25 protein-coding genes and 1 riboswitch are annotated in these 25604 nt (G+C 46.7%); of the genes, 11 read left to right on the top strand and 14 right to left on the bottom strand.

Annotation, left to right across the window (positions count from 1 at the left end):
* Window positions 1-92 precede the first annotated feature (92 nt).
* The 5 genes from thiW to JJQ88_RS01735 are packed head-to-tail and all read right to left on the bottom strand — an operon-like array spanning window position 93 to window position 3652.
* Window positions 93-590 carry an energy coupling factor transporter S component ThiW gene (thiW, locus tag JJQ88_RS01715; RefSeq protein ID WP_210364012.1) on the bottom strand — a complete coding sequence of 166 codons (498 nt, stop codon included), beginning with the start codon at window positions 588-590 and terminating at the stop codon, window positions 93-95.
* Window positions 587-1249 (bottom strand): thiamine phosphate synthase, encoded by a 663-nt coding sequence (thiE, locus tag JJQ88_RS01720; protein ID WP_210364013.1) that lies wholly within the window; start codon window positions 1247-1249, stop codon window positions 587-589. Before thiE ends, thiW begins: the two co-directional genes overlap by 4 nt.
* Window positions 1237-2064 (bottom strand): bifunctional hydroxymethylpyrimidine kinase/phosphomethylpyrimidine kinase, encoded by an 828-nt coding sequence (gene thiD / locus JJQ88_RS01725; RefSeq protein WP_210364014.1) that lies wholly within the window; start codon window positions 2062-2064, stop codon window positions 1237-1239. The genes thiE and thiD overlap by 13 nt, the downstream gene beginning before the upstream one ends.
* Window position 2065: 1 nt before the next feature.
* Entirely contained in the window at window positions 2066-2875 is an 810-nt protein-coding gene (gene thiM, locus JJQ88_RS01730; protein ID WP_210364015.1) for a hydroxyethylthiazole kinase, read from the bottom strand.
* A 15-nt stretch (window positions 2876-2890) separates the two neighbouring features.
* On the bottom strand, window positions 2891-3652 hold the full coding sequence (locus JJQ88_RS01735; protein ID WP_210364016.1) for a 3-oxoacyl-ACP reductase: 762 nt from the start codon (window positions 3650-3652) through the stop codon (window positions 2891-2893).
* Window positions 3653-3721: 69 nt separating this feature from the next.
* Window positions 3722-3831: riboswitch (TPP riboswitch) on the bottom strand.
* Between the two features lie 125 nt (window positions 3832-3956).
* Here JJQ88_RS01735 and pepT point away from each other — a divergent pair.
* The 8 genes from pepT to JJQ88_RS01775 all read left to right on the top strand — a co-directional run bounded on the left by pepT (window position 3957) and on the right by JJQ88_RS01775 (window position 12765).
* Complete coding sequence (pepT, locus tag JJQ88_RS01740; RefSeq protein WP_210364017.1) at window positions 3957-5192, top strand: peptidase T; 1236 nt, start codon at window positions 3957-3959, stop codon at window positions 5190-5192.
* 159 nt (window positions 5193-5351) lie between these two features.
* Window positions 5352-6212, top strand: coding sequence for a LiaG family protein (gene liaG / locus JJQ88_RS01745; RefSeq protein ID WP_210364018.1), 861 nt, complete (start codon window positions 5352-5354; stop codon window positions 6210-6212).
* 424 nt (window positions 6213-6636) lie between these two features.
* Window positions 6637-7320 (top strand): DUF421 domain-containing protein, encoded by a 684-nt coding sequence (locus JJQ88_RS01750; protein WP_210364019.1) that lies wholly within the window; start codon window positions 6637-6639, stop codon window positions 7318-7320.
* A gap of 147 nt (window positions 7321-7467) precedes the next feature.
* Entirely contained in the window at window positions 7468-9204 is a 1737-nt protein-coding gene (locus tag JJQ88_RS01755; protein WP_210364020.1) for a sensor histidine kinase, read from the top strand.
* The gene (locus JJQ88_RS01760) at window positions 9205-9936 is read left to right on the top strand and encodes a LytR/AlgR family response regulator transcription factor (protein WP_210364021.1); all 732 of its coding nucleotides are present in this window, start codon (window positions 9205-9207) and stop codon (window positions 9934-9936) included.
* A gap of 193 nt (window positions 9937-10129) precedes the next feature.
* Entirely contained in the window at window positions 10130-11581 is a 1452-nt protein-coding gene (locus tag JJQ88_RS01765; RefSeq protein WP_210364022.1) for a carbon starvation CstA family protein, read from the top strand.
* A 2-nt stretch (window positions 11582-11583) separates the two neighbouring features.
* Window positions 11584-11736, top strand: coding sequence for a hypothetical protein (locus JJQ88_RS01770; RefSeq protein WP_210364023.1), 153 nt, complete (start codon window positions 11584-11586; stop codon window positions 11734-11736).
* A 108-nt stretch (window positions 11737-11844) separates the two neighbouring features.
* On the top strand, window positions 11845-12765 hold the full coding sequence (locus JJQ88_RS01775) for a ketopantoate reductase family protein (RefSeq protein ID WP_210364024.1): 921 nt from the start codon (window positions 11845-11847) through the stop codon (window positions 12763-12765).
* A 199-nt stretch (window positions 12766-12964) separates the two neighbouring features.
* Here JJQ88_RS01775 and JJQ88_RS01780 read toward each other — a convergent pair whose 3' ends face one another.
* Both JJQ88_RS01780 and JJQ88_RS01785 read right to left on the bottom strand, forming a co-directional pair.
* Window positions 12965-13423, bottom strand: a complete 459-nt coding sequence (locus tag JJQ88_RS01780; protein ID WP_210364025.1) for a DUF1259 domain-containing protein — start codon at window positions 13421-13423, stop codon at window positions 12965-12967.
* A gap of 394 nt (window positions 13424-13817) precedes the next feature.
* A complete protein-coding gene (locus JJQ88_RS01785; protein ID WP_210364026.1) occupies window positions 13818-14804 on the bottom strand; it encodes a helix-turn-helix transcriptional regulator in 987 nt (328 codons plus the stop codon).
* Between the two features lie 251 nt (window positions 14805-15055).
* Between JJQ88_RS01785 and JJQ88_RS01790 the strand changes: the two genes are divergently transcribed.
* Window positions 15056-15619: a dihydrofolate reductase family protein gene (locus JJQ88_RS01790; protein WP_210364027.1), complete on the top strand. Its 564-nt coding sequence runs from the start codon at window positions 15056-15058 to the stop codon at window positions 15617-15619.
* A 442-nt stretch (window positions 15620-16061) separates the two neighbouring features.
* On the opposite strand, the gene JJQ88_RS01795 is transcribed toward JJQ88_RS01790, so the two are convergent.
* The 5 genes from JJQ88_RS01795 to JJQ88_RS01815 all read right to left on the bottom strand — a co-directional run bounded on the left by JJQ88_RS01795 (window position 16062) and on the right by JJQ88_RS01815 (window position 21980).
* A complete protein-coding gene (locus JJQ88_RS01795; protein ID WP_210364028.1) occupies window positions 16062-18308 on the bottom strand; it encodes a sensor domain-containing protein in 2247 nt (748 codons plus the stop codon).
* Between the two features lie 193 nt (window positions 18309-18501).
* On the bottom strand, window positions 18502-19188 hold the full coding sequence (locus JJQ88_RS01800) for a hypothetical protein (RefSeq protein WP_210364029.1): 687 nt from the start codon (window positions 19186-19188) through the stop codon (window positions 18502-18504).
* 102 nt (window positions 19189-19290) lie between these two features.
* Window positions 19291-20565: an MFS transporter gene (locus JJQ88_RS01805; protein ID WP_210364030.1), complete on the bottom strand. Its 1275-nt coding sequence runs from the start codon at window positions 20563-20565 to the stop codon at window positions 19291-19293.
* Window positions 20565-21038, bottom strand: a complete 474-nt coding sequence (locus tag JJQ88_RS01810; RefSeq protein ID WP_246860872.1) for an ArsR/SmtB family transcription factor — start codon at window positions 21036-21038, stop codon at window positions 20565-20567. The genes JJQ88_RS01805 and JJQ88_RS01810 overlap by 1 nt, the downstream gene beginning before the upstream one ends.
* 318 nt (window positions 21039-21356) lie before the next feature.
* Entirely contained in the window at window positions 21357-21980 is a 624-nt protein-coding gene (locus JJQ88_RS01815; RefSeq protein ID WP_210364031.1) for a pyroglutamyl-peptidase I, read from the bottom strand.
* A gap of 195 nt (window positions 21981-22175) precedes the next feature.
* Between JJQ88_RS01815 and JJQ88_RS01820 the strand changes: the two genes are divergently transcribed.
* Window positions 22176-23003 (top strand): glycerophosphodiester phosphodiesterase, encoded by an 828-nt coding sequence (locus JJQ88_RS01820; protein ID WP_210364032.1) that lies wholly within the window; start codon window positions 22176-22178, stop codon window positions 23001-23003.
* Between the two features lie 63 nt (window positions 23004-23066).
* Here JJQ88_RS01820 and JJQ88_RS21400 read toward each other — a convergent pair whose 3' ends face one another.
* Both JJQ88_RS21400 and JJQ88_RS01825 read right to left on the bottom strand, forming a co-directional pair.
* Window positions 23067-23195, bottom strand: a complete 129-nt coding sequence (locus tag JJQ88_RS21400) for a hypothetical protein (protein ID WP_282597645.1) — start codon at window positions 23193-23195, stop codon at window positions 23067-23069.
* A 158-nt stretch (window positions 23196-23353) separates the two neighbouring features.
* Window positions 23354-23971 carry a cell wall hydrolase gene (locus tag JJQ88_RS01825; protein ID WP_210364033.1) on the bottom strand — a complete coding sequence of 206 codons (618 nt, stop codon included), beginning with the start codon at window positions 23969-23971 and terminating at the stop codon, window positions 23354-23356.
* 386 nt (window positions 23972-24357) lie between these two features.
* Between JJQ88_RS01825 and JJQ88_RS01830 the strand changes: the two genes are divergently transcribed.
* A complete protein-coding gene (locus JJQ88_RS01830; protein ID WP_210364034.1) occupies window positions 24358-25563 on the top strand; it encodes an MFS transporter in 1206 nt (401 codons plus the stop codon).
* Window positions 25564-25604 lie beyond the last annotated feature (41 nt).

The following is a 25604-nucleotide window of genomic DNA, read 5'->3' on the forward strand; positions in this document are numbered from 1 at the left end:
AGCCAACATATACCGGTCTTTGACATAGCCTGCCAGAATGAAAACTTCATATTCTTCTGCTTCTTTCCAATCACTCAACTATTTTTTATATTTTATTGATTGATTTCCACTCTGCCGGCTGCATTTTTCATAAAAACCTGGAGGATCACAAAGCCGATTGCCGACCCTGCCAGTGAGCTGACAAAGAAGGCGGGGACGAAACCGAAGACCGCAGCATCTTTCCCGAGTAAAAACACGGCTAGCGGATAGCTCGCCAGCGCACCGATGAACCCGGTCCCAATTACCTCCCCTGCGACAGCAAAGCCAATCTTCTTCGTTTTACGGTACAACCAGGCAGCAAAGAACGCACCGATCATACTTCCCGGAAAGGCGAATAATGACCCGGTCCCCATCATATTCCTGAGGAGCGAAACACCAAGAGCCTGGACGATAGCGTAATAAGGGCCGAGCAGTACGGCCGATAGAACATTGAGAAAATGTTGCACAGGGAAGGCTTTGACAATGCCGAGCGGGATAAACAGCATATGGCTGGTCAATGTGCCAATCGCCATCATCATGGCTGTCAATGTCAGTTTGCGGGTTCTGTTCATCCTTCTTTCCTCATAAGGAACACGCTGTCCCTGATTGCCGCAGCGGCTTGCCTGACATTCCGTTCCTTGCTGATCGCCGTAATGACAGAAACGCCATCTGCTCCGGCCTGGATAACTTCCGCTGCATTTTCCCTGTTGATGCCTCCTATTCCGACTATCGGGATTCCATTGCTGCTCAGCTCTTTGACCAGGGATGTCCCTTGCACCGCTCGCGCATCCTTCTTCGTTTCTGTCGGATAAATAGGACCAACCCCGAAATAATCTGCGCCAGCCCGTTTCGCCCGATCTGCTTCGTCCCGGTTGTGTACAGAGACACCCAGGATTTTAGCGCCGATTTTTTCCCGGACGGTAAAAACATCCTCATCCTCCTGCCCGATATGGACACCATCCGCATCAAGCTCCATTGCCAATTCAATGTCGTCATTGACGATAAATGGCACGCCATGCTCCTTGCAGATGAACTGCAGCTTTTTTCCAAGGTTCCGTTTCGCTTCTCCTACGAGACAGCCTTCCCCTTTTTCACGGTATTGGAAAAGGGTCACCCCACCCTCAATTGCTTGTTTCAAAACTGATTCCGGCCGATCCAGGCAATTGGCACTGCCGGTGATAAAATATACCTTCAGCAAATCGCTCATCATGTCAGGGCTTATTCTTTCCATTGCAGACTCCCTCTTTCCGCTCCTACACCGCGCATATAAGCCCAATGATTGGTCGGACCGTGGCCGTTCCCGATTTCGATCGGGTGGGCAATCGCTGCCTGGATGAAGTCCTTCGCGACAGAGACAGCATCATACACCGAGTACCCTTTTGCAAGCTGGGCCGTTATCGCTGCTGAAAATGTACAGCCGGTCCCATGGGTGTTCTTTGTTTTGACCCTTTCACTTTCAAAGAAAAAGAAATCACGCCCGTCGAAAAGCAGATCGACCGACTGGCGCAAATCATCCTCATGGCCTCCTTTGATGACCACGTTCCTCGCCCCCTGGTCATACAGCCTTTTCGCTGCTTCCTTTTTCCCGGTAGGATTGTTGATGCTCATGCCTGTCAGCACTTCAGCCTCCGGGATATTTGGCGTAATCACGTTGCAAAGAGGCACCATGAACTTTTTAAGGGCAGCGACCGCCTCATTCTGAAGCAATGCCGATCCTCCCTTTGCGATCATCACCGGATCGATCACTACATTCTCCCAGCCGAACTGCTTTATTTTCCCTGCTACTGCTTCAATGATCCCTGCATTGAAGAGCATGCCTGTCTTCAAGGCATCAACCCCGATATCCTCTCCGACAGATTGGATTTGCCTGGCTACCGCTTCTGCTTCCAATGGAAAAACCCCCTGGACTCCGACCGTATTCTGGGCCGTAACTGCGGTGAGCGCTGACATGCCAAATACTTCAAGCTCCTGGAACGTTTTCAAGTCTGCCTGGATCCCGGCACCTCCGCCACTGTCCGATCCAGCAATCGTCAATGCTTTTTTCATGCTATCTAACCTCCTCAAAAGAACTATGCTTTTCGATGTCATCAGGACCTACCTGTGACAGATGATCCAAGAATTCAATCTGGAAGCTGCCCGGTCCTTTAGCAGCGGTTTTCGAAGCGGCAATGTCAGCAATTACTCCATAGGAAATGACCGCTCCAGCCGCTGCTTTAAGGAAATCCTTTTCCACAGCCACAAACGCCCCGACCACAGAGGTGAGGAGACAGCCTGCCCCTGTAACTTTCGTTAAAAGCGGATGGCCATTGCGGACAACATAAATCGTTTCACCATCGGTTATGATGTCATCCTTGCCAGTCATGGCAATAACTGTGTTTAATTTTCGCGCAGCAGAGACGGCAAGTTCGATTGGGTCGCCCTTGATCTCACCTGCATCCACTCCGCGAACTACCCAATTTTCCCCTGAAATGTTGGCAATCTCGCCAGCGTTCCCTCTGATAATCGCCATCTCCAGATTCTCCAATAGCTTTTTGGCGGTCTCTGTCCTGTAGGCAGTTGCACCTGCCGCTACTGGATCAAGCACCACGGGAACGCCTTTCTCATTTGCTGCCTTTCCCGCAGCCAGCATTGCTTCAACATCCTTCCCTTTCAGGGTCCCTATGTTGATTACCAGGCTTCCTGCCTTCCCTGCCATTTCCGCGACTTCCTCTATGGCATCTGCCATCACTGGAGCTGCTCCCAGCGCCAGCAGGCCGTTCGCAGTAAAATTAGCGACCACAATGTTCGTAATGTTATGCACGAGTGGATTCTGCCGGCGGACTCTCTCCAACATATCGCCAATAAATGCTTTTTCCATACCTGTTCCTCCTCTTTAATTCATGACAAGGCCGCCATCGACGACAAGATTTTGCCCAGTCACCGCTCTTGCCCATGGTGATGCAAAGAATACAACGGTATCTGCCGCTTCCTCTGGTTGAGTGACCTTCCGGAGCGGAGTGGAGGATTCAATCAGTTTGAATACATCCTCAGACGTGGCCTTACTTGCATCTGTTGTCCTTAACAATCCGCCAGAAACCATGTTGACAGTGATCCCATATTTCCCAAGGTCGCTTGCCATGTTCCTCGTGAAGCCCAGCAGCGCTGCTTTGCTGGTTGTGTAGTCATGGTAAGGAACAACGGGATTCTGGAACAGGTTTGTCCCAATATTGATGACCCGCCCGAACTTCATGTCCTTCATGTCCGGAAGGCCCGCCTGGATTGTGTTCAAGCTGCCGCGCACCGCTCCTTCAAACTGGGCAAGGTAGTCCTCCCAGCTGGCTGCGAATGCATCTTTATTGGCAATCGGGTCAAATTTAAAATCGACAAGGGCGTTATTGACGATGGTATGGACCGGCGTGCCGAAGTGCTCTTTCGCCCGCCTGAACATGGATTGGACCTGTTCGGCATCCGTCACATCCGCCTGGATGGCAATGGCCCGTTCTCCAAGCTGGCCTTCGAGTTCCTTCGCTTTTCCCTCACTTTGAAAATAATTGATGACCACGCTTGCTCCTTCTCTCGCGAACGCTTTTGCCGTTGCGGCCCCAAGACCCCTGCTGCCACCTGTTACGAGAACGACTTGATCCTTGATTTGCATATTGATCCCCCTTTTAAAAATGAAAAAGCCAGATCCATGAAAGGACCTGGCTCAAAAAGCAATGCAAGAAAAAATCTCTCACTACTTTCCTACGCTGGCATTACCCAGATCAGGTCCGAAGGGTCAAAAAACTGAATGTTTTTCTCTCAGCCCGAAACAGGGCACCCCTAGTAGTACATGGAATATGAAGTTAGTTCCATAGTAGCGTGATGGGATGGATCTGTAAAGCGAAACGTTTTTTGTATTACAATATTCTCCGTGAATGATAATATGAAAATAGAATCTGAATGGGAGATGAAGGAAATTGAAGAATGAAATCATTGAAAGATTCACCACATATGTAAAAGTCGATACCCAATCAAATGAAGACAGCAGCACATGCCCTTCCACCGAGGGACAGCTGACACTCGCCAATATGCTTGTCGAAGAATTAAAAACGATTGGCATGGAAGATGTAACAATGGATGAAAATGGTTATGTAATGGCGACGCTGCCAGCGAATACGGAAAAGGATGTGCCGACAATCGGGTTCCTGGCTCATGTCGATACAGCGACCGATTTCACCGGCAAGAATGTCAATCCTCAAGTGGTAGAGAATTATGATGGCGAACCACTCTTATTAAACAAGGAATTGAATATCCTCCTCTCGCCTGCGGATTTTCCGGAGCTGCCTCAATATAAGGGCCATACACTGATCACGACGGATGGCACTACCCTGCTTGGCGCCGATAATAAGGCGGGAATCGCAGAAATCATGACGGCTATGGCCTATTTGATCAACCATCCGGAAATCAAGCGCGGCAAAGTCAGGGTCGCATTCACGCCGGATGAGGAAATCGGCAGAGGGCCACATCGCTTCGATGTCGAAAAGTTCAGCGCCAGATTCGCCTACACCGTCGATGGCGGACCTTTAGGCGAGCTTGAATATGAAAGCTTCAACGCCGCCAGCGCCAGACTGACTTTCAAAGGGAAAAACGTCCATCCTGGGACAGCGAAAGGAAAGATGGTCCATTCAGCAAAGCTGGCGATGGAATTCCACAGCAAGCTTCCTGAACAAGAATCACCGGAACATACGGAGGGCTATGAAGGTTTCTTCCATCTGACTTCTTTCAATGGGGATGTCGAGGAAACAAAGCTGCAGTATATCATCCGCGATTTCAATCGCGACAGCTTCCAGGCGCGGAAGGATTTGATGCGAAAGGCCGCAAATGAAATCAGCCATACATATGGCGAATACTCTGTTGAGCTTGAAATAAGCGACCAATACTACAACATGAAGGAGAAGATCGAGCCAGTAAAGGAAATTGTCGATATCGCCTATGAGGCTATGGAAAGTCTCGGGATAAAACCGATCGTGAAGCCGATCCGAGGCGGGACCGACGGCTCACAACTCAGCTATATGGGCCTTCCGACACCGAATATCTTCACCGGAGGGGAAAACTTCCACGGAAGATTCGAATACATCTCAGTTGACAACATGATCAAATCCGTCCAGACGATCATCGAAATTGTAAAACTTTTCGAAGCAAGAGCCCAATAGGCAATCGTTACGCACTGCCTTTTCATCCATTGCAGGAACCCGGCGTTTGTTTCCAAAATCAGTCTCTGGACTTAGCGGAAATTAAAACCAGGGGGCATAGGGGCTGACGCCGTTCTGACTTATGATGGAGTCAGAGTTTGGTGAGAGGGGATTTCTAGAATGTTGAAACGGATATTTGTCATTTTCTTGATCATCACCGGAGCATATATTGGGCTGAGTTATCTCCTTGATGGATATTCTTCTTCAAAAGGGAAAGACTCGGCTAAAGTTTCCAGGAACACCGAGAAGATTGCCATTGACATTTCCAGCACGGAAACGGCGATTATCCCGGATGACAGAAATGATGTCTATGCAGAGCTAAGTGGCAAGGGAATCGTGTCGGTAGACCGTAAAGGTGATGAAATCAAGGTTACAGTCAAGCAAAAACGCTTCTTTGGATTTAATTGGTCCGATCTTGATCGCCCATCGCTGGCGATTTATATCCCGGAGGACTATGTCAGGGATATGGAAATCGAACTTGGTTCCGGAGAGGTCAAATTTTCCGGAGCTTCAGCGAAAAATCCGATGGAACTCAATGAACTGGAAGTTGAAATTGGGTCAGGAAGCATGGAACTTGAAAACCTAAAAGTGGATCATTTCAATCATGAAAGCTCCTCTGGAGATGTGAAAATGGAATCCATCAGGACAGGAACTGGCTCGTTCAAAGTCAGTTCAGGCAGTGTGAAGGTGAAGGATTACTCCGGAAGGCTTGATGCCGATGTGTCTTCAGGGGAACTGGAAATCGGGATGGAAGAATTGAAGGATCGAATCAATTTGAAAGTGAGTTCAGGATACATGGGGCTGGACCTCCCTGACGACGCGGATTTTTATTTGAACGGAAAAATGAGCAGCGGCGATATTAAGTGCCAGTTCCCGCTGGAAAACAAGAGTGAGAACAAAAACCGCCTCAGTGGCAAACATGGCAGCGGAAAGCATGAAATCGACGCAGATATTTCGAGCGGCAATATGAAGATCTATTGATCCAACAAAAAAATAGGCGGAATAATTGAGTCTGATGAAAGTCTTTAAAGGATAGCCTTTATTAAGTTTGCCAGTTGATTTTTCGCTCCAGGATGCTCGCTTTCCGCGTGGCGTTCACTGAGCCTTCTCAGTGCTAAAGCGCATGCGGGGTTCTCACCTGCCACACTGACCACGCTGGAGTCTCGCGCCTTTCGCTCCAATCAACCTGGTGTTACTTAACCAATTGCTTCTAACCTACTTGGCTGATACGGCAGAATCCCTTCCTTTATTGGAGAGGATTCTGCCGTTCTTTGTTCTTAATGGAGTCAATCCGGCAGTTTTTCAGTGGACACGCATCATTCCCCTGGTTTTTCCGCGAAGGTATCAGGTCATTAATTTCATGGCATTAGGGAAACCTATGAAAAACGATTTTTGGGGAGCCATTATGGAACACTTTCTGACGACAATGCCAAGAACTTTATTGGGTTTCACCGTTTTGTTTGTTTTGACCAGAGTACTGGGCAAGAAGCAGCTCAGCCAGATGACTTTCTTCACCTATATTACCGGGATTGCACTCGGAAACATTGCTGGCGATATGGTCGTGCATAGGGACATTAACCTGATCGATGGGGTTATTGGCCTTACATTGTGGGCTTTTTTAACGTTGACCGTCGAATACATCAGCCTCAAATCACCAAAAGCAAGGATTGTGCTGGACGGCGAGCCAACCATCATCATCAAGAAAGGAAACATCATTGAAGAGGCCATGAAATCCAATAAACTGAATATGGATGACCTCACGATGCTACTCCGGCTTAAAAACATTTTCTCTATTGCGGAAGTAGATTACGCCATTCTTGAGCCAAACGGGCAGCTTAGTGTGCTTAAAAAAATGGAATATGAAAATGCCAGCAAGAAAGACGCCGGGATTGCTGTTTCACCGCGTCGATATCTTCCTGCGGAATTAATCGTGGATGGGAGGGTCGTAAAGAAAAATTTGTTGGAGTTTGACTTGACTGAGGGCTGGCTCCTGAATGAGCTCAAATTGAAAGGAATCAGCCGATTGGAGGACGTTCTTTACGCTGAACTCCAGAGTGACGGAACCACTTCCATCAAACTGCGCTATTAACTGTCTTCCCCCTGATCAAGAGCGGTCTGGGAGTTTTTATGTGCCCAAATAGCCATCTTCCAGTCTGCTGCGCTTTTACTTTGGAGATCCTTCCTATAAAATAAATTCAAGTACATGATAAAATTCGTCACCCTGGGGGATGTAGCCATGTTTGAACTTTTAATCACGATGCTCGAACGGCTCGGGATCATTGTCACGATTGCATTTATTTTGACAAGATTCCGTTTCTTCAGAGGCCTGATCTACAATGACAAGCTGAATCGCCGGCAGCAATACTTAGCCATCGTTTTTTTCGGTTTTTTCGGGATCATCGGGACCTATTCCGGGATGAGCTTCAATACTGAAACACTTCAATTCAATCGCTGGGCAGCTGAACTCGCCTCAGATGAAGCGATAGCGAACTCCCGGGTGATTGGGATCGTCATTGCCGGTTTACTTGGAGGATACAAAGTCGGAATCGGTGCTGGGTTGATTGCCGGTCTCCACCGTTTTACGCTTGGAGGGTTCACTGCCATTGCCTGCGGACTTGCCGCCATCGTCGCTGGCATCATTTCCGGCCGCTACCATAAAACGAATCGCAAGGTCAGCCTTTCATCCGCTTTCATGATTGGAGCGATTGCGGAAACAGTCCAGATGGCGATCATCGTCCTGCTCGCCAAGCCTTTTGAAAAAGCAGTGACGCTTGTCGAGATCATTGGAGTGCCAATGGTGGTCGCAAATGGGCTTGGCTCTGCATTGTTCCTGCTCGTCATCAAGAATGTCGTCGCCGAGGAAGAAAGAACAGGGGCGCTTATGGCACAGAAGACACTGAGGGTCGCCGACAAGACGCTCGCCTACCTGCAAAAAGGAATCACTCCCGAATCTGCCCATGCCGTATGCCAGATCTTGCATGATGAAGTCCAGACGAGCGCTGTTGCAATGACAAACAAGACTGATATATTGGCTCACATCGGTCTTGGGGACGATCATCATCGCTCCAGCAGCCCAATCCAAACCCAGATCACCAGGGAGGTACTCCGGAAAGGCGAGCTTGTCATTGCCAATGATAAAACGATCCATTGCCGTGAAAAAAATTGCCCGCTTGGTGCAGCTGTGATCGCCCCATTGAAACAGCGCGGCAAAACGATTGGGACGCTGAAGTTTTATTTTAAGTCAGAAAAAGAAATAACCAATGTCGTAGTCGAGCTGATCTCCGGCCTCAGCAATCTGCTGAGCAACCAGCTTGAAATTGCGGAAGCGGACAAGGCCTATCAACTGGCAAGGGAAGCGGAAATCAAAGCCCTCCAAGCCCAAATCAGTCCGCACTTTCTTTTCAATACTCTGAATGTGATTACGTCCCTTACACGGATCAATCCGGCAAAAGCAAGAATGCTGCTTATATCGCTTTCCCATTTCCTGCGTCAGAACCTTACCGCTACCACAATGACAACGGCAAGCCTGGAACAGGAGCTCAAGCATGTAAAGGCCTATCTGGCCATTGAAGAAGCGCGCTTTGTCGAAAAGCTAAGGATTGCATACGAAATAGATGACGATGCACTGAGCGTGAAGATCCCTCCCCTTACCTTGCAGCCGCTTGTCGAAAATGCGGTCAAGCACGGTATCAAGGATATGGAGCAGGACTGCCTCATCAAAATTTCAATTCTAGATCAGCCATCAGGCATCCTGGTCAGCGTTGAAGATAACGGCAAGGGGATGGACGAGGAGCGGATCAGGCTGCTAGGAAACAAGATCATTGATTCCAAAAAAGGAAGCGGGATTGCCTTATACAATGTGAACCGCAGACTGACAATGATGTTCGGCGAAACAGCCTCCCTCAGGATTGAAAGCAAACCACAGCAGGGGACAAAGGTTTCTTTTGCCATTCCAGATTTGGAGGAAATATAGATGAACCGCAGAATAAGAACATTAATTGCAGATGATGAACTATACAGCAGGGATGAGCTGAAGCATTTGCTTGCCTCCTTTCCTTCCATCCAGGTTGCCGGCGAGGCGGACAGCGGGGAATCAGCTGTCATGAAGGCATTGCAGCTCCAGCCGGATGTTGTCTTCCTGGATGTAGAGATGCCAAAGATGAACGGCATGGAAGTCGCAAAGGCCATGATGGAACTCAAGAAAGTTCCCTTGATTGTTTTCGCCACTGCCTATCCACAGTTCGCTGCCGAAGCTTTCAGATATGAAGCAGTCGATTATTTGCTCAAGCCTTATGATGAAGACCAGCTCAAACAAACCGTGCAAAGGATTGAAAAGCATTTCCTCCCGCAAAAAGAAAACGAACAGGCGAAGCCATCCGGCAAGCTTGCAGTGGAAGGCGATGGAGAAATCATCTATATTGACCCTTCAGATATTTTGTACATGTATCGCGATGATAAAATCTCAAAAATCATCACAAGGACGAAAGAATATGAATCGAGAACCCCTTTGAAGGATCTGGAAAGCAGGCTCTTGCCTTTCTCGTTTTTCCGCATCCATAAAAGCTATCTCGTCAACCTGGATTTCGTAACGAGATTGACACCTTGGTTTAACGGTGCGTATCAGCTGGAATTAAGAGGGCGTGATGAAATGCTTTCCGTCAGCCGCAATTATGTCAAGGCATTGAGGACCAAGCTCGAATTATAAACCTGAGGAAAACAAAAAAGTATCCAGCCGGATACTTTTTTGTTTTTCCGCAAGAGCTTGCTGCATGTGAATCGACATTTTTCGCACGTTGCTCCCCAATTCCTGCATCTTGTTCACAAAACGTACTCAATTGTAAGAATTCTTTTATAATTGTCTGTAAACGCATTCATTTTTGAATGAAGGGGGTTTCTTCATGTTTACATTCCTAGGTGGTATTGCACTCTTAATTATTGGTTATTTCACGTACGGAAAGTTTGTCGAGAAGGTTTTCGGTGTGAATGAAGAGCGATCTACGCCTGCATACACCAATAAAGATGACGTGGATTATGTTCCGATGTCCACGGTAAAAAACTCTATGATCCAGCTTCTTAACATTGCTGGAGTCGGGCCGATCTTCGGGCCGATCATGGGAGCGCTGTACGGTCCTGTTGCTTTTATCTGGATTGTCCTTGGAGCGATTTTCGCCGGTGCTGTCCATGACTATTTGACCGGGATGATTTCCATCCGCAACCGCGGCGCGCACCTTCCTGAGCTTGCCGGGAAATTCCTCGGCAAATTCATGAAACACGTGGTAAACGCTTTTGCCATCCTTCTTTTGCTGCTGGTTGGAACGGTCTTCGTCACCGCGCCTGCCGGTCTTCTCCACAACCTGATGGGTGGCTGGGCATCAATGGGCGTGATTGTCGGAGTGATTTTTGTTTACTACATCCTGGCGACACTCCTGCCTGTCGATAAAATCATCGGCCGCTTCTATCCGATTTTTGGCGCACTCCTGCTGATCAGCGCAGTGGGTGTAGGTGCGATGCTTGTAATCAAGGGAGCACCAATTCCTGAATTATCCTTAAAGAATTTCCATCCTGATAATGCGCCGATTTTTCCTTTGCTATTCCTGACAATTTCATGTGGCGCACTTTCAGGTTTCCATGCAACACAGACACCAATCATTTCGCGTACAACGCAAAATGAGAAGCAAGGCCGCAAGATTTTCTATGGCATGATGATTGCTGAAGGAATCATCGCAATGATCTGGGCAGCCGCTGCAATGAGTTTGTTCGATGGTTACAACGGACTTAATGACATGCTTGCAAACGGCGGACCTGCCGGGATTGTCAGCGAAGCTTCTACCTTGATGCTTGGAGCGATCGGGGGAACGCTCGCAGTATTGGGTGTCATCGTCCTTCCGATTACTTCAGGGGATACTGCATTCCGCAGCGCAAGGATGATCATCGCGGACTACTTCAATTTTTCACAAAAGAAATTCACTAGCCGCCTATGGATTGCCCTTCCACTATTCGCGATTTCATTCGCTCTGACAAAGGTGGATTTCACCATTCTTTGGAGATATTTCTCTTGGGCTAACCAATCAACTGCGGTCATCGCCCTTTGGGTAGCTTCAATGTACTTGTTCATCGCCAAGAAAAACTTTTGGATTGCGATGATTCCTGGTGCCTTCATGACAATGGCAACGACAACTTATATCATCAATGCGCCAATCGGCTTTGGCCAGTCAATGACTGTAGCCTACATCGGAGCAGCGATCGTTACCGCAGCAATCATTGCCATTTTCTTCAAGGCTGCTATAAAGGCGCGCGCGAATAATGTTCCGCTGGACGAAGATATCTCCAACTGGAACAAGGTGGCGTAAATATGAGCTGCTGCAGTCCGAACTACCGGAAAACGGTCAACGAGAAAGAAGAGCAAGTCAATGGCAAAGGGAAGGACCAGCTTCCTATCTACGCAAAAGCCATCCTTGTTCTTGTTGCCGCAGGCTCCCTGCTGGCAGCGTACTTTCTCTATTGATGGGATCCAGTAAAATTAAGGCTTGACTTCGCTTCATTTTGAAGTGCACGCTTATGACAGGCGTGCACTTTTACTTTTTTCATATTTGATGAGGAGGTCGATGGACAATTGAAAATCCTGGTTGTTGGTGCAGGGGCAATCGGCGGTTACTTTGGCGGAAGGCTATTGGAAAAGGGCGGGGATGTCACATTCCTTGTAAGGGAAAGACGGCAGCTGAAATTGCGTGATACTGGCCTTGTCGTCGAAAGTATCCACGGAGATATGCGTTTCCCTGAAGTGAAGACTATTTTAGCAGGAGACGATCCGGAAGCATATGAAGTGATCCTGGTTTCCACGAAATCCTACCATTTGAGCGATGCGATTGAGGATATACGCCCGTTTGCCGGCAGGGACACGATGATTTTGCCGCTTCTAAACGGAATTGCCCATCTTGATCTATTAGCAGAAGCTTTTGGAAGTCAAAATGTGCTGGGGGGACTATGCTTCATTGAAACCACGCTTGACAGCGAGGGGAGAATCCTGCAGACAAGTCCAAGCCATGACCTTGTGTTCGGCGAACGGAACGGAGTCCGGACTGAGCGGATGATGCAGCTTGCAAAAGCATTCGAAGGGTCGACGGCCAGTTTCCGGCTTTCTGAAAAAATCGAGCAGGAGATGTGGCACAAATATCTTTTCATTACCTCTTTAAGTGGCATCACCTCGCTGTTTAGATCGCCAATCGGACCAATCCGCGAGGAAGCACTGGGCGCCGGGGTGCTGCGCAGCCTTATTAGGGAAACAGCCGGGATCATGCGCAAGATCGGCGCCCCGCTTGCCAGCGGGATCGAGGATGCCACTTTTGCCAGACTGAACGAAATCGGCTACGGAATGAAATCGTCCCTCCAGCGTGATATGGAAAAACAGCTGCCGACCGAAGGAGATCATCTATTCGGCTATTTACTGGAAAAAGCAGCCGGCTTTGGGATCGAAGCTCCAACCTTGTCAACGGTTTATGCGAATCAAAAGATTTATGGAATGAATAGAGGCTAGGGGTTTCTTAAGGGGCGTAAAGGATCCGGAAGAGACGTTACTGTGAACCTGCCATGATACACTACACACTGCGAAACGCGTACAAAAAGCCTGCACAATGAATCCTGGGCCTGGCCAGGAACAAGGCTTGAAACTGCTCGTATCTTAAAGCCGTTGTACAAATAAAAGGAAGAGAGCAATAATTCCCGCTCTCTTCCTTTTATTTGCTCGTTCGGTCAATCGCCCGTTTGATTGTTTCTGCCTGCTGGGAGATGTTGCCAATTCCCTGGAAATGGACATACATGATTCTTGGTTGTTCATGGAGCATATGATTATGGACCGCTGAAATCTCCAGCCTGCCTTTGCGAAGTTCATCAATGACTGGGTTTACTTCTTCCTCCAGCAGGGCTAATTCACCCATCACTGCCGTCCCTGTGCCCACCTTCTCGAAAGACATATGGAAAACAAGCTCCATAGCTTCAGGAGACATTTTTTTGCCCATATGGGTTGCCTGGATACTCTCCCTTCCAATCTCGACCTTGCAGATTCCGTTTCCTGATTCGACCTCTGTTTTGAACACACTTTTCAAAACATCACAGTTTCCCTGCCCCACTGCGTTCGCCACTTGGGGAACAAACAATGCCAGCAAAAGCGCAGCTCCGATAGCCAGTTTCCTCATTCACCATCACTCCTTTTTTCCTTTATCATGCCTTTTCGGCCTTCTGATATGCAGGAGTTCCAAGTGAATTTGATTTTTATGAGGAGAAACGAACCCTTCTACCTTGCTGCTTTCTGTTAAATTCAACTTGATTTCCTCAGGCGCGCCAGGGAGCCTCGTCGGCACACCGCGTCTCCGCGGTCTCCTCCTTTTTCACGATGAAGTCTTCATCCCTTCCGCTCCGAACCAGCAAAATAGTCAAAAATCAACACTACCCAGCATTACCGATTTGCGTCCCTCTGGAAGCGGGCTAAAGTTATTTAAAAATGGCCATTGGATTGTTCCGGAAATGGCCACTTCATGAGCTGAATACTGTTTATAAACAGGCTTTCACATGAGAAAAAGCTTTCTACTTTCAGGACATTTTATTTTCGACTTGCTCCTCCTGCTCATAAAAGTCTATTACAGCTCTTGCACGATCATATACTTTTAGCTTTAAAATATTCGGACGTATGATTTTTATCTGATTCCCGAAGCCAAGGATATATTCAATCGCTTCTTGTTCTGTGTCAAAGCACAGCTCCATTGGGATCCAACCATTTTCTAAGGGTGAATCACTTTTTACGGTCTGTACAAAGCGTCCAGTGAACTTCATTCTTTGGACGATAGCCGGAGATCCTTCAACATCGACCTCGTATCTTGGCAGATTTTTAATGAATTCTTGTGTTGAGCTGCTCCAATAATGGGCTAAATCAAAGTGATTTGGCCGGGTAAAAGTTCCACTCATCAATAGCGCAGACAATATTCTTGAGGCTCGATAGTTTCGGATTTTTTCGTTTGATAACGCGATTAAATACCATCTACTGCCTTTGGCAACTAATCCTAACGGGTTGACAACTCGTTCGATGCACTCCCCATCTGCACGCTCATATTTTATTTGTAGTTTCCGCTCTTCCCAGATCGCTTGTTGCAAAACTCTGAATGACTGCATTTTTTCTGTTGACTGTCTCCAGGTGCTTGTATCAACATGGATCCGGTTCCATACATCCTCCGCATTTTCCTGTAAGGGGGCTGGAATCGAAGCCAGTATTTTCTGGCGCGCTTCATGCCAATCCTTTGTTAATCCTAAGTCTGTAAGCAACTGGAATGACGGTGATATAAGCAAAGACTTAATTTCATCGGCTTTCAAGCCAGTTAAATTCGTTCGATACTGTTTAAGCAGTCTCCACCCTCCAGCCTTTCCGCGTTCAGCCACCACGGGGATACCGGCTGCACTCAATGCTTCCATATCCCGATGAATGGTACGTTCAGTTACCTCCAATTCCTGGGCTAATTCCCTGGTTGTCAATTTCCTTTTATTTTGAAGCAGCAGTAAAATGGATATCAGCCGATCAGCGCGCATAACTCCCCACCTCAATGATTCATCATCATATATTTAATTATGACAATAGATGTCATAATTAAATATTATACTAGGTGTCAATATAGCAATGAAACTTATTTTCACAATAAATAGTAAGTGGAATGGAAATAGGTCCTCTTTGTATAGCAGGTCCATTCCTTCCCCATTTTTGTGTCCTCTTAGATTCATGTGATATTTGATTCCATTGCTATATACCGGCAATATCTATTTGATTAAAGGGAGGAAAATTCATGTCAAGAAAAATAGTTTTAGATTTAGCAGTCACAATAGATGGGTATATTGAGGGGGCAAATGGCGAGGTTGATTGGTGTATCATGGATTCGGAGATGGGTTTTATTGATTTTTTGAATCAAATTGATACTATTTTTTACGGGAGAAAAAGCTATGATTTATGGGGACAATTTACTCCGGAAAAAGAAGACCCCGATGCTGAAAAAGAAATTTGGAAAGCAGTTCATAGCAAGGAAAAATACGTGTTCTCCAAAACGCGAAAAGGGACTGACAATAAAGCGGTCTTCATAAATGACCATATTCTTGAAGAAGTAACTGAATTAAAGAATAAGCCTGGGAAAGACATCTGGCTATATGGCGGAGCAAGCCTCATAACAACTTTCATCGATTTAGGACTTGTTGATGAATTCAGATTATCTGTTCATCCTGTTATTTTAGGAGAAGGAAAACCGTTGTTCATGGATTTAAAACAGCGATTGAATTTAAAATTAGTTAATACAAGGACTTTTTCCTCTGGGGTTGTGCAGCTAATCTACCACTTAAATAAAAATTGGCTCTGTTAAACTTGGGGGTTGATTTCCACTCCAGGGACATGCTCTCCGCGGGGTGTCAGTGGAGCTCGTCCAGCTTCAGCGCTTCTCTCCTGCCAATGAAGTCAAAGAGCGACTTCACTGGCAGGCCCTTCGACGGACAGGACGTCCTAGTGCCGACGTTGCCGCAGGACGCGGCGGTCTTAGTCGGCCAGCGCTTGTCGGGGCTGACCAAAGCGCTTCAGCTTCCCTATCTCCTCGGCCCTTTGCGCCTGCGGGGTCTCCACCTTGCCGCTGCATCCCGCATGAGTCAGTCCCTTCCGTTCCAATCAACTCTTTAAAAAACAACATTCAGCTTTAACACAGCCTAAAAATTAACAATACCGTAATTCCAAAGACTAAGATACTAGAAAGTAAATCTACCTGTCCCAGCCGATGATCAGAAGTTCCTGCCCCCTGCCAGAAAAGCATCCTGCTATTGCAGAATGCTTTGATAAGGATACCTATTCTTTTTAACAAATGCTTCAAATACATCATGGGGCAGCGGCTTGCTGAAATAATAACCCTGGCCGATTTCGCAGCCATTGCTGCTCAGGAATTCGACCTGTTCCCGATCCTCTACGCCTTCGGCAATGACGCCGAATCTTAGGTTATGGCCCATATCAAGGATGGTCTTCACCATCGCCCCTTGGTTCCCGTGCAGAGCGATATCCTCAACAAAGGACTTATCGATCTTGATTTTGTCGATTGGCAGATGCCTAAGGAGGCTCAAAGAAGAGTAACCTGTCCCAAAATCATCGATTGCCACTGTGACGCCAAGATCCTTCAGTTGCCTCAGGACGCCAGCGGTTTTCTGGCTGTTTTGCATGATGCTCTCCGTAATTTCCAGATCGAGAAAATCCGGCTGAAGTCCTGTGTTATCCAGAATCTGCTTCACTGTATCGACGAACTGATCATCCTGCAGCTGGCGGACCGATATATTGACGGAAACCGGGACACGAAGGAGCCCGCTCTCCTGCCATTCCTTATTTTGCTTGCATGCCTTCTGGAGGACCCATTTGCCAATCGGGACAATCAATCCCGTTTCCTCGGCCAGCGGGATGAACTCCCCGGGGGAAATGATTCCTTCCTCTGGATGGGACCAGCGTACAAGCGCCTCCACACCGATGATTTTTCCCGACTCCAGCTCCACTTGAGGCTGGTAGTAGAGAACAAGCTGATCATGCTCAAGTGCTTTCCTGAGACCATTCTCCAGCTCCATTTTCCTTGATGAAAGCCCACGAAGCTGGTCAGTATAGAACTGGAAATTGTTCTTCCCCCTTTCCTTCGCCAGGTACATCGCAGTGTCCGCATTCTTGATCAATGTTTCTTCGTCATTTCCATCAAATGGAGCCATGCTGATCCCGATGCTTGGTGTCACGAAGAATTCCTGGTTCTCAAGCTCGATTCCTTCAGAAAATGCTTCAAGAATCCCCCGGGCAATTTCAATCACCTGTTCTTTGGTATGGTCCTTGAGCAAAATGATGAATTCATCGCCGCCCTGGCGTGACACAAGCCCATGGTCCCCAACAGCCTCTTTCAGCTTTCCCGCAACGATCTTCAGGATTAGGTCCCCGACAGAATGCCCTTTCGTGTCGTTTATGATTTTAAAACGGTCAAGATCCAGGAAAAGCACGGCCAGGCTGCGGCAGCTATCCTCCTGGAATGCTGCATTCAGATGCTTCCTGACCATATTCCTGTTCGGAAGCCCTGTCAGTACATCATAATAGGCCATATATTTGATTGTATTTTCCGCTTTCTTCCGTTGGGTCAAATCCCTGCCGACAATCTGCTCAGCCATCCGACCCTCATATAGAATCGGCATCGCTGACATTTCAACAGCGATTTCCTTTCCATCAAGCTGTGTCGCCTTGAATTCGAACCAAAGCTTTTCTTCAGAATCCTCATCGATTGCCAGCTCCCTGTGCTTGATCCTGGTGAGGACATCTTCAGGAATGACTTTAGAAATCGGCTGCCCGATTAAATCCTCCGGGCTTTCGGCCTTCAGCAGCCTACACCCTGCTTCATTGATGTAATCAAGCTTTCCTCTGCTATAGACCGCGATCAAATCAGGAGACATTTCCACAAGGCTTCGGTAACGTCCTTCACTCTCCTGCCTGTCGGTAATGTCAAATAGCACACTCGTGAAATCGATGAAGGTCCCGTTTTCATCCAGGACAGGAATCCCCCTGTCCTGAATCCAACGCACTTCGCCATCACGGCGTATGATTCTATAAATATTCGTAACCGCTTCGCCCCTCAGGAAACCTGCCGCCCTCCCAGGAAGGATATGGCGATCCTCCGGATGGATGACCTGCTTCCAAAGGGTGCTATCTTTATAAAACTCTTCAGACGAATAACCATAAAGTTTTTCGATTCCAGAGGTGATCAATAGGGTATCCGTCTTTAAATCATGCGACCAGATCGCTACATCAAGCGTATCGAAAATGCTTTTGAGCCTTTTCTTATTCGCATGAAGCTCCTTCGCAGTTTTGTTGATTCCCTTGAATAGGACCACAATGAAAACAGTGAGGACTGAAGTGGTTGTTAAGCCGATTAAATACTCGCTGGTCTCACTTATAGAAAAATAGAAAGAGGTGAACCAATCCACAATCTCGACTAATAAAACCAATACTAAAATAAATAATACATTGAAATGATGAATTTTCTCTTTACTGTCCATTAAAGAGTTTCCTCCATGACTTGAGCTTAGGTGTAATATTCCAGCACTACATATTATTAACATATCAAATACCAAGCCCAGCGCACAATGGAATGTTAAAATTTTGTCGAAAGTTTGCGGATTTTCATCATGATTCTCAAGGTAAACCGAATAACCATAAAAAGGAAACTGGCCTTTCAACCAGTTTCCTTTTTTATGGCTTTACAGGAGAATAGTGTTCCAGTAATTGATTTTTCAGATCTTCCTGATCCCCTGCATATTCAATTGAAATGTATTTCCTTGCGTTTCCTTCATCAACCAAATGGACGTACCACTTGAGATCCTGGCTTGGGAAGTGCTGGAACAACACCAGTGCCGGACTGCCGTTAACCGTAGTCTTGTTTTGCATGACCGAAGGGCCCTGGCTGGTCATATGCTCCACCATGCCCGCGGCGATCGTTTCCAGGCTGTCAGCCGTATCCACCTTCATGGCTGTCAGGATCAAGGATCCATCCGGTGTCGCATATTGGATCCCATTCGGGATTCCGCCTCCTTGTTCGATGAACTTGATGAAATCCTCAGGTATCTTGAACCATCCAACCGTATCATCCCCGACAAGTTGGAAGCCTTCTTTTACATTTCCTGGCTCGCCATCCGTTTCGGTTGAATCAGCACTTGTACCTTCGCTTGCATCATCCTTTGTGCCCTCCGCATCAGGAGTTGACACATCCTCTGTGCCGGCACCATCCGCGCTGTTTACCGTGTCTGCAGCAGCCGCTTCACCTTCCTCTGTACCGGTTTGCTGTTTGACAACTGTCTTCACCGTCTCTTTCACGACACCACCGCAGCCAGCCAGCAAAAATGCCGAAAAAACAATCAAACTTCCCATCACTTTTTTCATGAAATTTCCCTCATCTCTTTGTTGATATCCAACCTTTCCCATTTTATATTCATTTGCCTATATATTCAAATAATTTACATTGGGTTTTAAAAAGGCTGGCGCCTACATCTTAACAGCCACCGTTTCCTGCTGCGCTTCTTTCCTTAGCAAATCCAGGAACACGTTTCCCCTGTATAGATACGGAACGATCAATAACAGGCATAATCCGCACAATCCGAGCAGGCTCCATACCGGTACTTTTTCCAGCAGGTAACCAAACAAGATAAAGCCAACCGGCGTCATGACACTTGAACCGGTTTCCAGGAGGGACATCACCCGGCCGCGATACTCATCAGGTGTATTTTTCTGTAAAAGAACCATGACCGGCATATTGATGAACATGATACCTGCTGAGAGCAGCAGGACCAGGATGATGAAATAACCAAACAAAAAATCGTTCGAAATGGATGCAAAGGATTGGAAGTCTGGCAGTCCCAAAGAAATCAGTACAATTGAGAGAAGCAAGATTCCTAACATGATCGATTGCTCTTTTCTTTTGATTTCTTTTCTTGCTGACAGATACAAGGCCAGAATCATCATCCCTGCGGAAAAACTCCCTTCGATGATGCCAAGCTGGATTGAGGACATTTTTCTGATTGTGAGCACTAAATAAGGCAGGGCGACTGGAAAAACAGCAAACCAAAAGTTGAGCCAGATACTGATGAGGATCAGGTAAAAGAGGAAAGGCTGCTGCTTGAGATAAACGATGCCCTGCTTCATATCTTCCACCATGCTTGTTTGTTTTTCCGGTTTTTTCTTGTCTGAGAATAAATTATAATCGATAAGGATGCTTACTATGGCTGCTAGAAGGAATGTAAGGATGTTGAGGCCCATGAAGGTGGTGATGGGAAAAATGCCAAAGAAGACGCCCCCAAGGACGGGACCTAGAATCGCTGATAGGGAAATTGCCGCCTGGTTCAATGACATTGCTTTCTGAAGGTGGTCAGGGCCAACCATATTGTAAATGGATGAAGTCACTGCGATGGAATAAAAGGTGTTCAAAATGCCCAATCCCGCAGTAGCGGCATAAAGGATCCATATTTCATTTGACAGGAAGGTAAAGACAAGCAAAGCAGCAACTAGCCATACTGTACTGCAAAAGTTAGAGGAGATGATGATCTTCTTCCGGTCAAAACGATCACTGATGGTCCCTGCAATCGGAGCGAGCAATATCCGCGGCAGAATGCTTAAGATCAATGTAATCGCGAAGTTGAGGCTCGAACCAGTTTCGGACAGGATATAGAGTCCGATGGCAAACGCATAAATCGAAGATCCAAGGACTGCGGTCACTTTTCCTAGGAGGAAAAAAATCAGATTCCTCTTCACCGCCTTCTCCATTAGTCTTCCTCCTTGATTTTTTTTAAAATAACATTGAGTTCATAGGAAGTCCGTTCTTCTTCGCTCTTGCTGGTTGATCTTTCTACATACTTGAAAAAGAGTGCGTCCAAATCTGCATGTAACTCCTTCAGGTCGGCTTCAGTCAGTGACACATACGTTCCCTGGCTCGTTGTCTCTTCTACCTTCGTGTCCTCTTTCTCGGTATTCAAACTGAAATGGGTCGCTTTTGAACGATAGTATTTTTCAATGATCCCTCTGTTTTCCCTCGTCTCTTCAATTTCCAGGATTCCGCCATTGTAGAGCTGCTGGATATGATAATGAATACTCCCGGCAGACTTCCCTAGTTCATCAGCTACCTGTTTTGCGGTCATCGCCTTCATTGCCAGCAAGTAAATGATTTTAACCCGCAAAGGGCTGGAGACGAGCTTCTGCTGTTCCAAATTCACTTCCATGGTCTTTTTTATATAATCCATCCGACTCACCTTCCAAAATTTTCATTTGATTTGACTTTATTATATGTTCTAAATTTTTAGAATGCAATAAAAAATTAGAATGAGTGGTTTGTCTAGTTCAGATTTTTAATTTTTCACAGGAAAAAATACACTCCTTTTGGATGCAGACGCATGCCAGGAATTTAGTCACTGCCTTCCACAAAGCTATTTACTGAATAATGACCAGTATTTTCTGAACCTCAAAACATATAATCTTATCATTGATTTCCATTCTTTCTGTCTTGAATCGAAAATCTGTTGCGAAAGTGCTGGATACGGATTTTAACAGGATCCAGCGTTCTATTCCTCCATGGCACAAGTGGAAACAATGATCCTCAATGCCTTAACCAGCGTTTCCTGAGGAAGGGACGGCAGTGAGGGATTGCTGACTGACATTTTTGTCGAGGCCGGAAAGTGGATAAAACCAGCCTTGATCGGAAGGCTGTTTTTCCGAATATGGTTCAATACAGCATAAAGCGTATTGTTACAGATAAAAGTTCCAGCACTATTCGAAATCGCGGCAGGGATGTCTTCATCGTTCAGATTTTTCACGATCTGCCTGATTGGCAAGGTAGCGAACAAGCCGTCAGGACCATGGATGTCGATCGGTTCATCGCTGGGCACTTTCCCCTTATTATCAGGGTATGGATTGCCGGAGCCTGTGTCTTTTATATTGATGCCGATCCGTTCAGGTGTGATGGCTGTCCTGCCCGCAGCAAGGCCGCAAGATATGACAATGTCCGGCTTTACCTCATTCATTTTATGAATCAGCTTGTCCGCACACTCATCAAAATGAACAGGCAGCAAAATCGTTGAAACCTCCCTGTTTTTCGCAGAAAATCGTTCAGCATCCTTGAGCAATTCCTCGGTAGGATTTATGCTCATCTTTCCGAATGGCTCAAAGCCGGATATCAGGATTTTCATGGGACAGCCTCCTTTGCTTAGTTATAAACTTATACTTTTCTTCTTAAAATCCTGGCAATTTGTAAATCTTTTTAGGCAAAATTCACTAAATCTCTTAAAAAATCAATAACTCTATCTATACAAAAATCGCATACACCCTAAATATTGTTCCCTTATTCTATCAATGGGTAATAAAAATGCAAAGGAGATGGAGAAATGAAAAAAGCATTGATTGGAGCGGGAACCGCGCTGGCGCTTTTGTTCAGTCCTTTTCAACAGGCGTTTGCGGATGGGCCTACAAAAGGGGAACTGAGGCAATTTGATACGGTTGCCCACCGAGGCGCTTCGGGCTACGCACCAGAAAATACGATTGCTGCCTTTGATAAGGGGCTTGAAATGAAAGCAGACTATATCGAAATTGACGTCCAGCGCAGCAAGGATGGTGAACTAGTCGTCATCCACGACACGACGGTTGACAGGACGACGGATGGGACTGGCAAAGTCCGCGACCTGACATTCGAGGAGCTTCGCAGCCTTGATGCCGGAAGCTTCAAAGGGGAGGAATTCGCAGGGGAAAAAATCCCGACTTTCGAAGAAGTCCTTGACCGTTATCGTGGAAAAATCGGGATATTGATTGAGCTGAAAGCACCTGAGCTGTATCCAGGTATGGAAGAGAGAGTCGCACAGGAATTGAAAGAACGCAACTTAGACAAACCTCAAAATGGAAAAATCATCATCCAGTCATTCAATTTTGATTCAATGAAGAAGATGGATGCCCTCCTTCCCGAAGTTCCGATTGGTGTACTGACTTCCTCCTCGCTGCATGTCACGGATGAAGCCCTTGCAGGTTTCGCTGAATACGCTGACTACTTCAATCCGAACTACGGCCTGGTTTCAAAAGAATTAGTGGATAAAGTCCATGACCTTGGCATGGAAATTCAATCATGGACCGTCCGCAGCCCCGAGGCAGCCCAATTCCTCATCGACATGAAAGTGGATGGAATCATTACCGATTATCCGGATTATGTCGATCCCCGGAACTAACTGAAGTGCCTGCTCCCGCTTCGCGGCAATCCAGCTGCGCGAAGCGTGAACAGGCTCTTTTTCTCATTCGCTGTCCGGCGTGATATTGAAGAAGTTCGCACTTTCGTCTTTCTTCACCTCTTCTCCTTTTTTGTCATCCATTTTACCGTCGGATTCATAGCTCATTTTGAATTCTTCCTCTTTTTTATCCATCTTCCATCCCTCCTTTGCTATTTGGGTTTAGGGTTTCCCGTTTTTTTTTCATCATACAAAAAACACCGGATATACCGGTGCTTCCATGGATGTTCTGTTAAACTCCCCTATGATTCCGGGCCCAAGTCAGGAGGCCATTGAAACGTCGTTGTTAAAAATCAGAAAGCAAAACTGTGAGATCCAATCTGCTGGTTCACTGTACGGGTAAAAATCCATTGGTCAGTGGCCAGAAGAGGATTGTAATAATAGACGGCTCCATATGATGGATCCCAGCCAAGGAATGCATCCTTCACAGCTTTGTATGCAATGGAATTCGGCTCGAGATTGTATTGGCCGTCAGAAACAGCCGTGAAAGCGTTCCGCTGGAAAATCACCTCATAAACCGAATCAGGAAATTCGCTGGATTGGACCCGGTTCAGGATGACTGCCGCCACTGCTACCTGCCCCTTATAGTCCTCTCCTCTTGCTTCGCCATGCACCGTATGTGCCATCATCACAACATCGTTGATCATCCTCGATGTCTTCGGCCCTACTTCCCCAACGGCCTCGATGCCAAAATCCCTTTGGAATTGCTCAACGGCATTCCTTGTAATCGGTCCATAGTAGCCTGTCGTATCGCCATAAAAATAGCCAAGTTTTTTTAATACAGATTGCACATAGGTAACGTCTGAACCTCTTGAACCCATTTTCAACTGTGAGGCTTCGGCATCAACCTGGAAAAAACCAATCATGCAAAACATTCCGGCGGCTGCAGCAATCATTCTTATGTACTTCATTCATCTTCTCCTTTTTTATTATGTTTTTGAATGGACAATGGTTAACATCCCCCCTGATTTCCGCTCGAGGAAATCCTTTTCATTCCCCGGCGATGCGGCACGAAGGAAATCCAACCAATCCTAAGGGAGCCTCCTTGTGTTTCCTCCAATCAGCATTTTACGCAACAGAGCCTCTATGGTCAATCACCGCCTCCTCCCATTCCTTGCATTACCATACCCTTTCCCCAAAATACAGGTTGGAAACTCGGCCAAAAGAATGGAAAAGTCTTTTAAACATGGGATGAATTTCTTATTTTATTTTTATTTAGTGAGCCGTAATTTTACAATTATCAGATAAATGTAGTATCTTTAAAGAACCAATATTGAAGAAAACGTGAGGCATACGTATGTGGAGAAATAGGAATGTTTGGATATTATTGACCGGGGAATTCATCGCTGGTCTTGGATTGTGGCTTGGGATCATCGGGAACCTTGAATTCATGCAGGAAAAAATTCCTTCTGACTTCTTCAAATCAGTTCTCCTTGCGGCCGGGTTGCTCGCCGGTATTGCTGTTGGTCCACTAGCAGGGAGGTTGACCGATCAGCACAGCAAAAAGACCGTCATGCTGCTGTCAGGCTTTGTCAGGGCGGCAAGCGTCCTCTTCATGCTGATTGCCATTCAAACAAGTTCCGTGTGGTGGATGCTGATCTTTCTGGTCTTACTGCAAATTTCTGCCGCTTTTTATTTTCCGGCACTTCAGGCAGCAATTCCTTTAGTCGTCAGCGAAAAAGATTTGCTCCGGCTTAACGGAGTGCATATGAATGTCGCTACGCTTTCTCGCGTTATCGGCACAGCAGTTGCAGGAATATTGCTTGTCATGATCCCTTTATCGATGGTGTATGTTTTATCCCTGGCCGCCTATCTCATTCTCTTCAGTCTGACCTGGTTCTTAAGGTTCGATGAGCAGATTGAAGTACTGCATACCAAGGCAGGGAACCAAAGACAAGGATTCAAGGATGTTTTTCCGGTCATCAGCAAATTGCCAATCGTTCTCATGACACTGATCATGGCACTCATCCCGCTTTTGTTCCTCGGCGGCTTCAATTTGCTTGTCATCAATATCAGTGAGCTCCAGGGCAGCGCGGCGATAAAAGGATGGATCTATACAGCAGAGGGAATCGCCTTCATGTGCGGCGCCTTTTTGATCAAGCGGATCAGCGATAGGGTCCCGCCATATACTGTTTTATTCGTGAGTTCTTTCCTGATCGGCATCTCGCAGATGATGCTCTACTTTGCTTATCTCCCTGTTTTAACGATCATCGCCTTCATCGTCTTTGGATTCTCAGTCGGCTGCTTCTTCCCGACCGCCGCAACTATTTTCCAGACAAAGGTCCCGAAGGACTATCACGGCCGCTTCTTTTCCTTCCGCAACATGATGGACCGCGTATTCTTCCAGATTGTCCTGCTTATGACCGGCTTCCTTCTGGATGCAGTCGGTCTTCAGAATATGAGCGTAATGTTCGGCATTTTATCTATCGGAATGACTTCCCTCTTTTTCCTGAAATCAAGGTCGCTGCGAAAAGGTGCCGAACCAAGGAAAAATGTTGGGTGAACCACCGGCAAGGCTCCAAACGGTGAGGAGCCTTTGCCAGG

Source organism: Bacillus sp. REN3, assembly GCF_017912555.1.
Lineage (GTDB): Bacteria > Bacillota > Bacilli > Bacillales > Cytobacillaceae > Mesobacillus.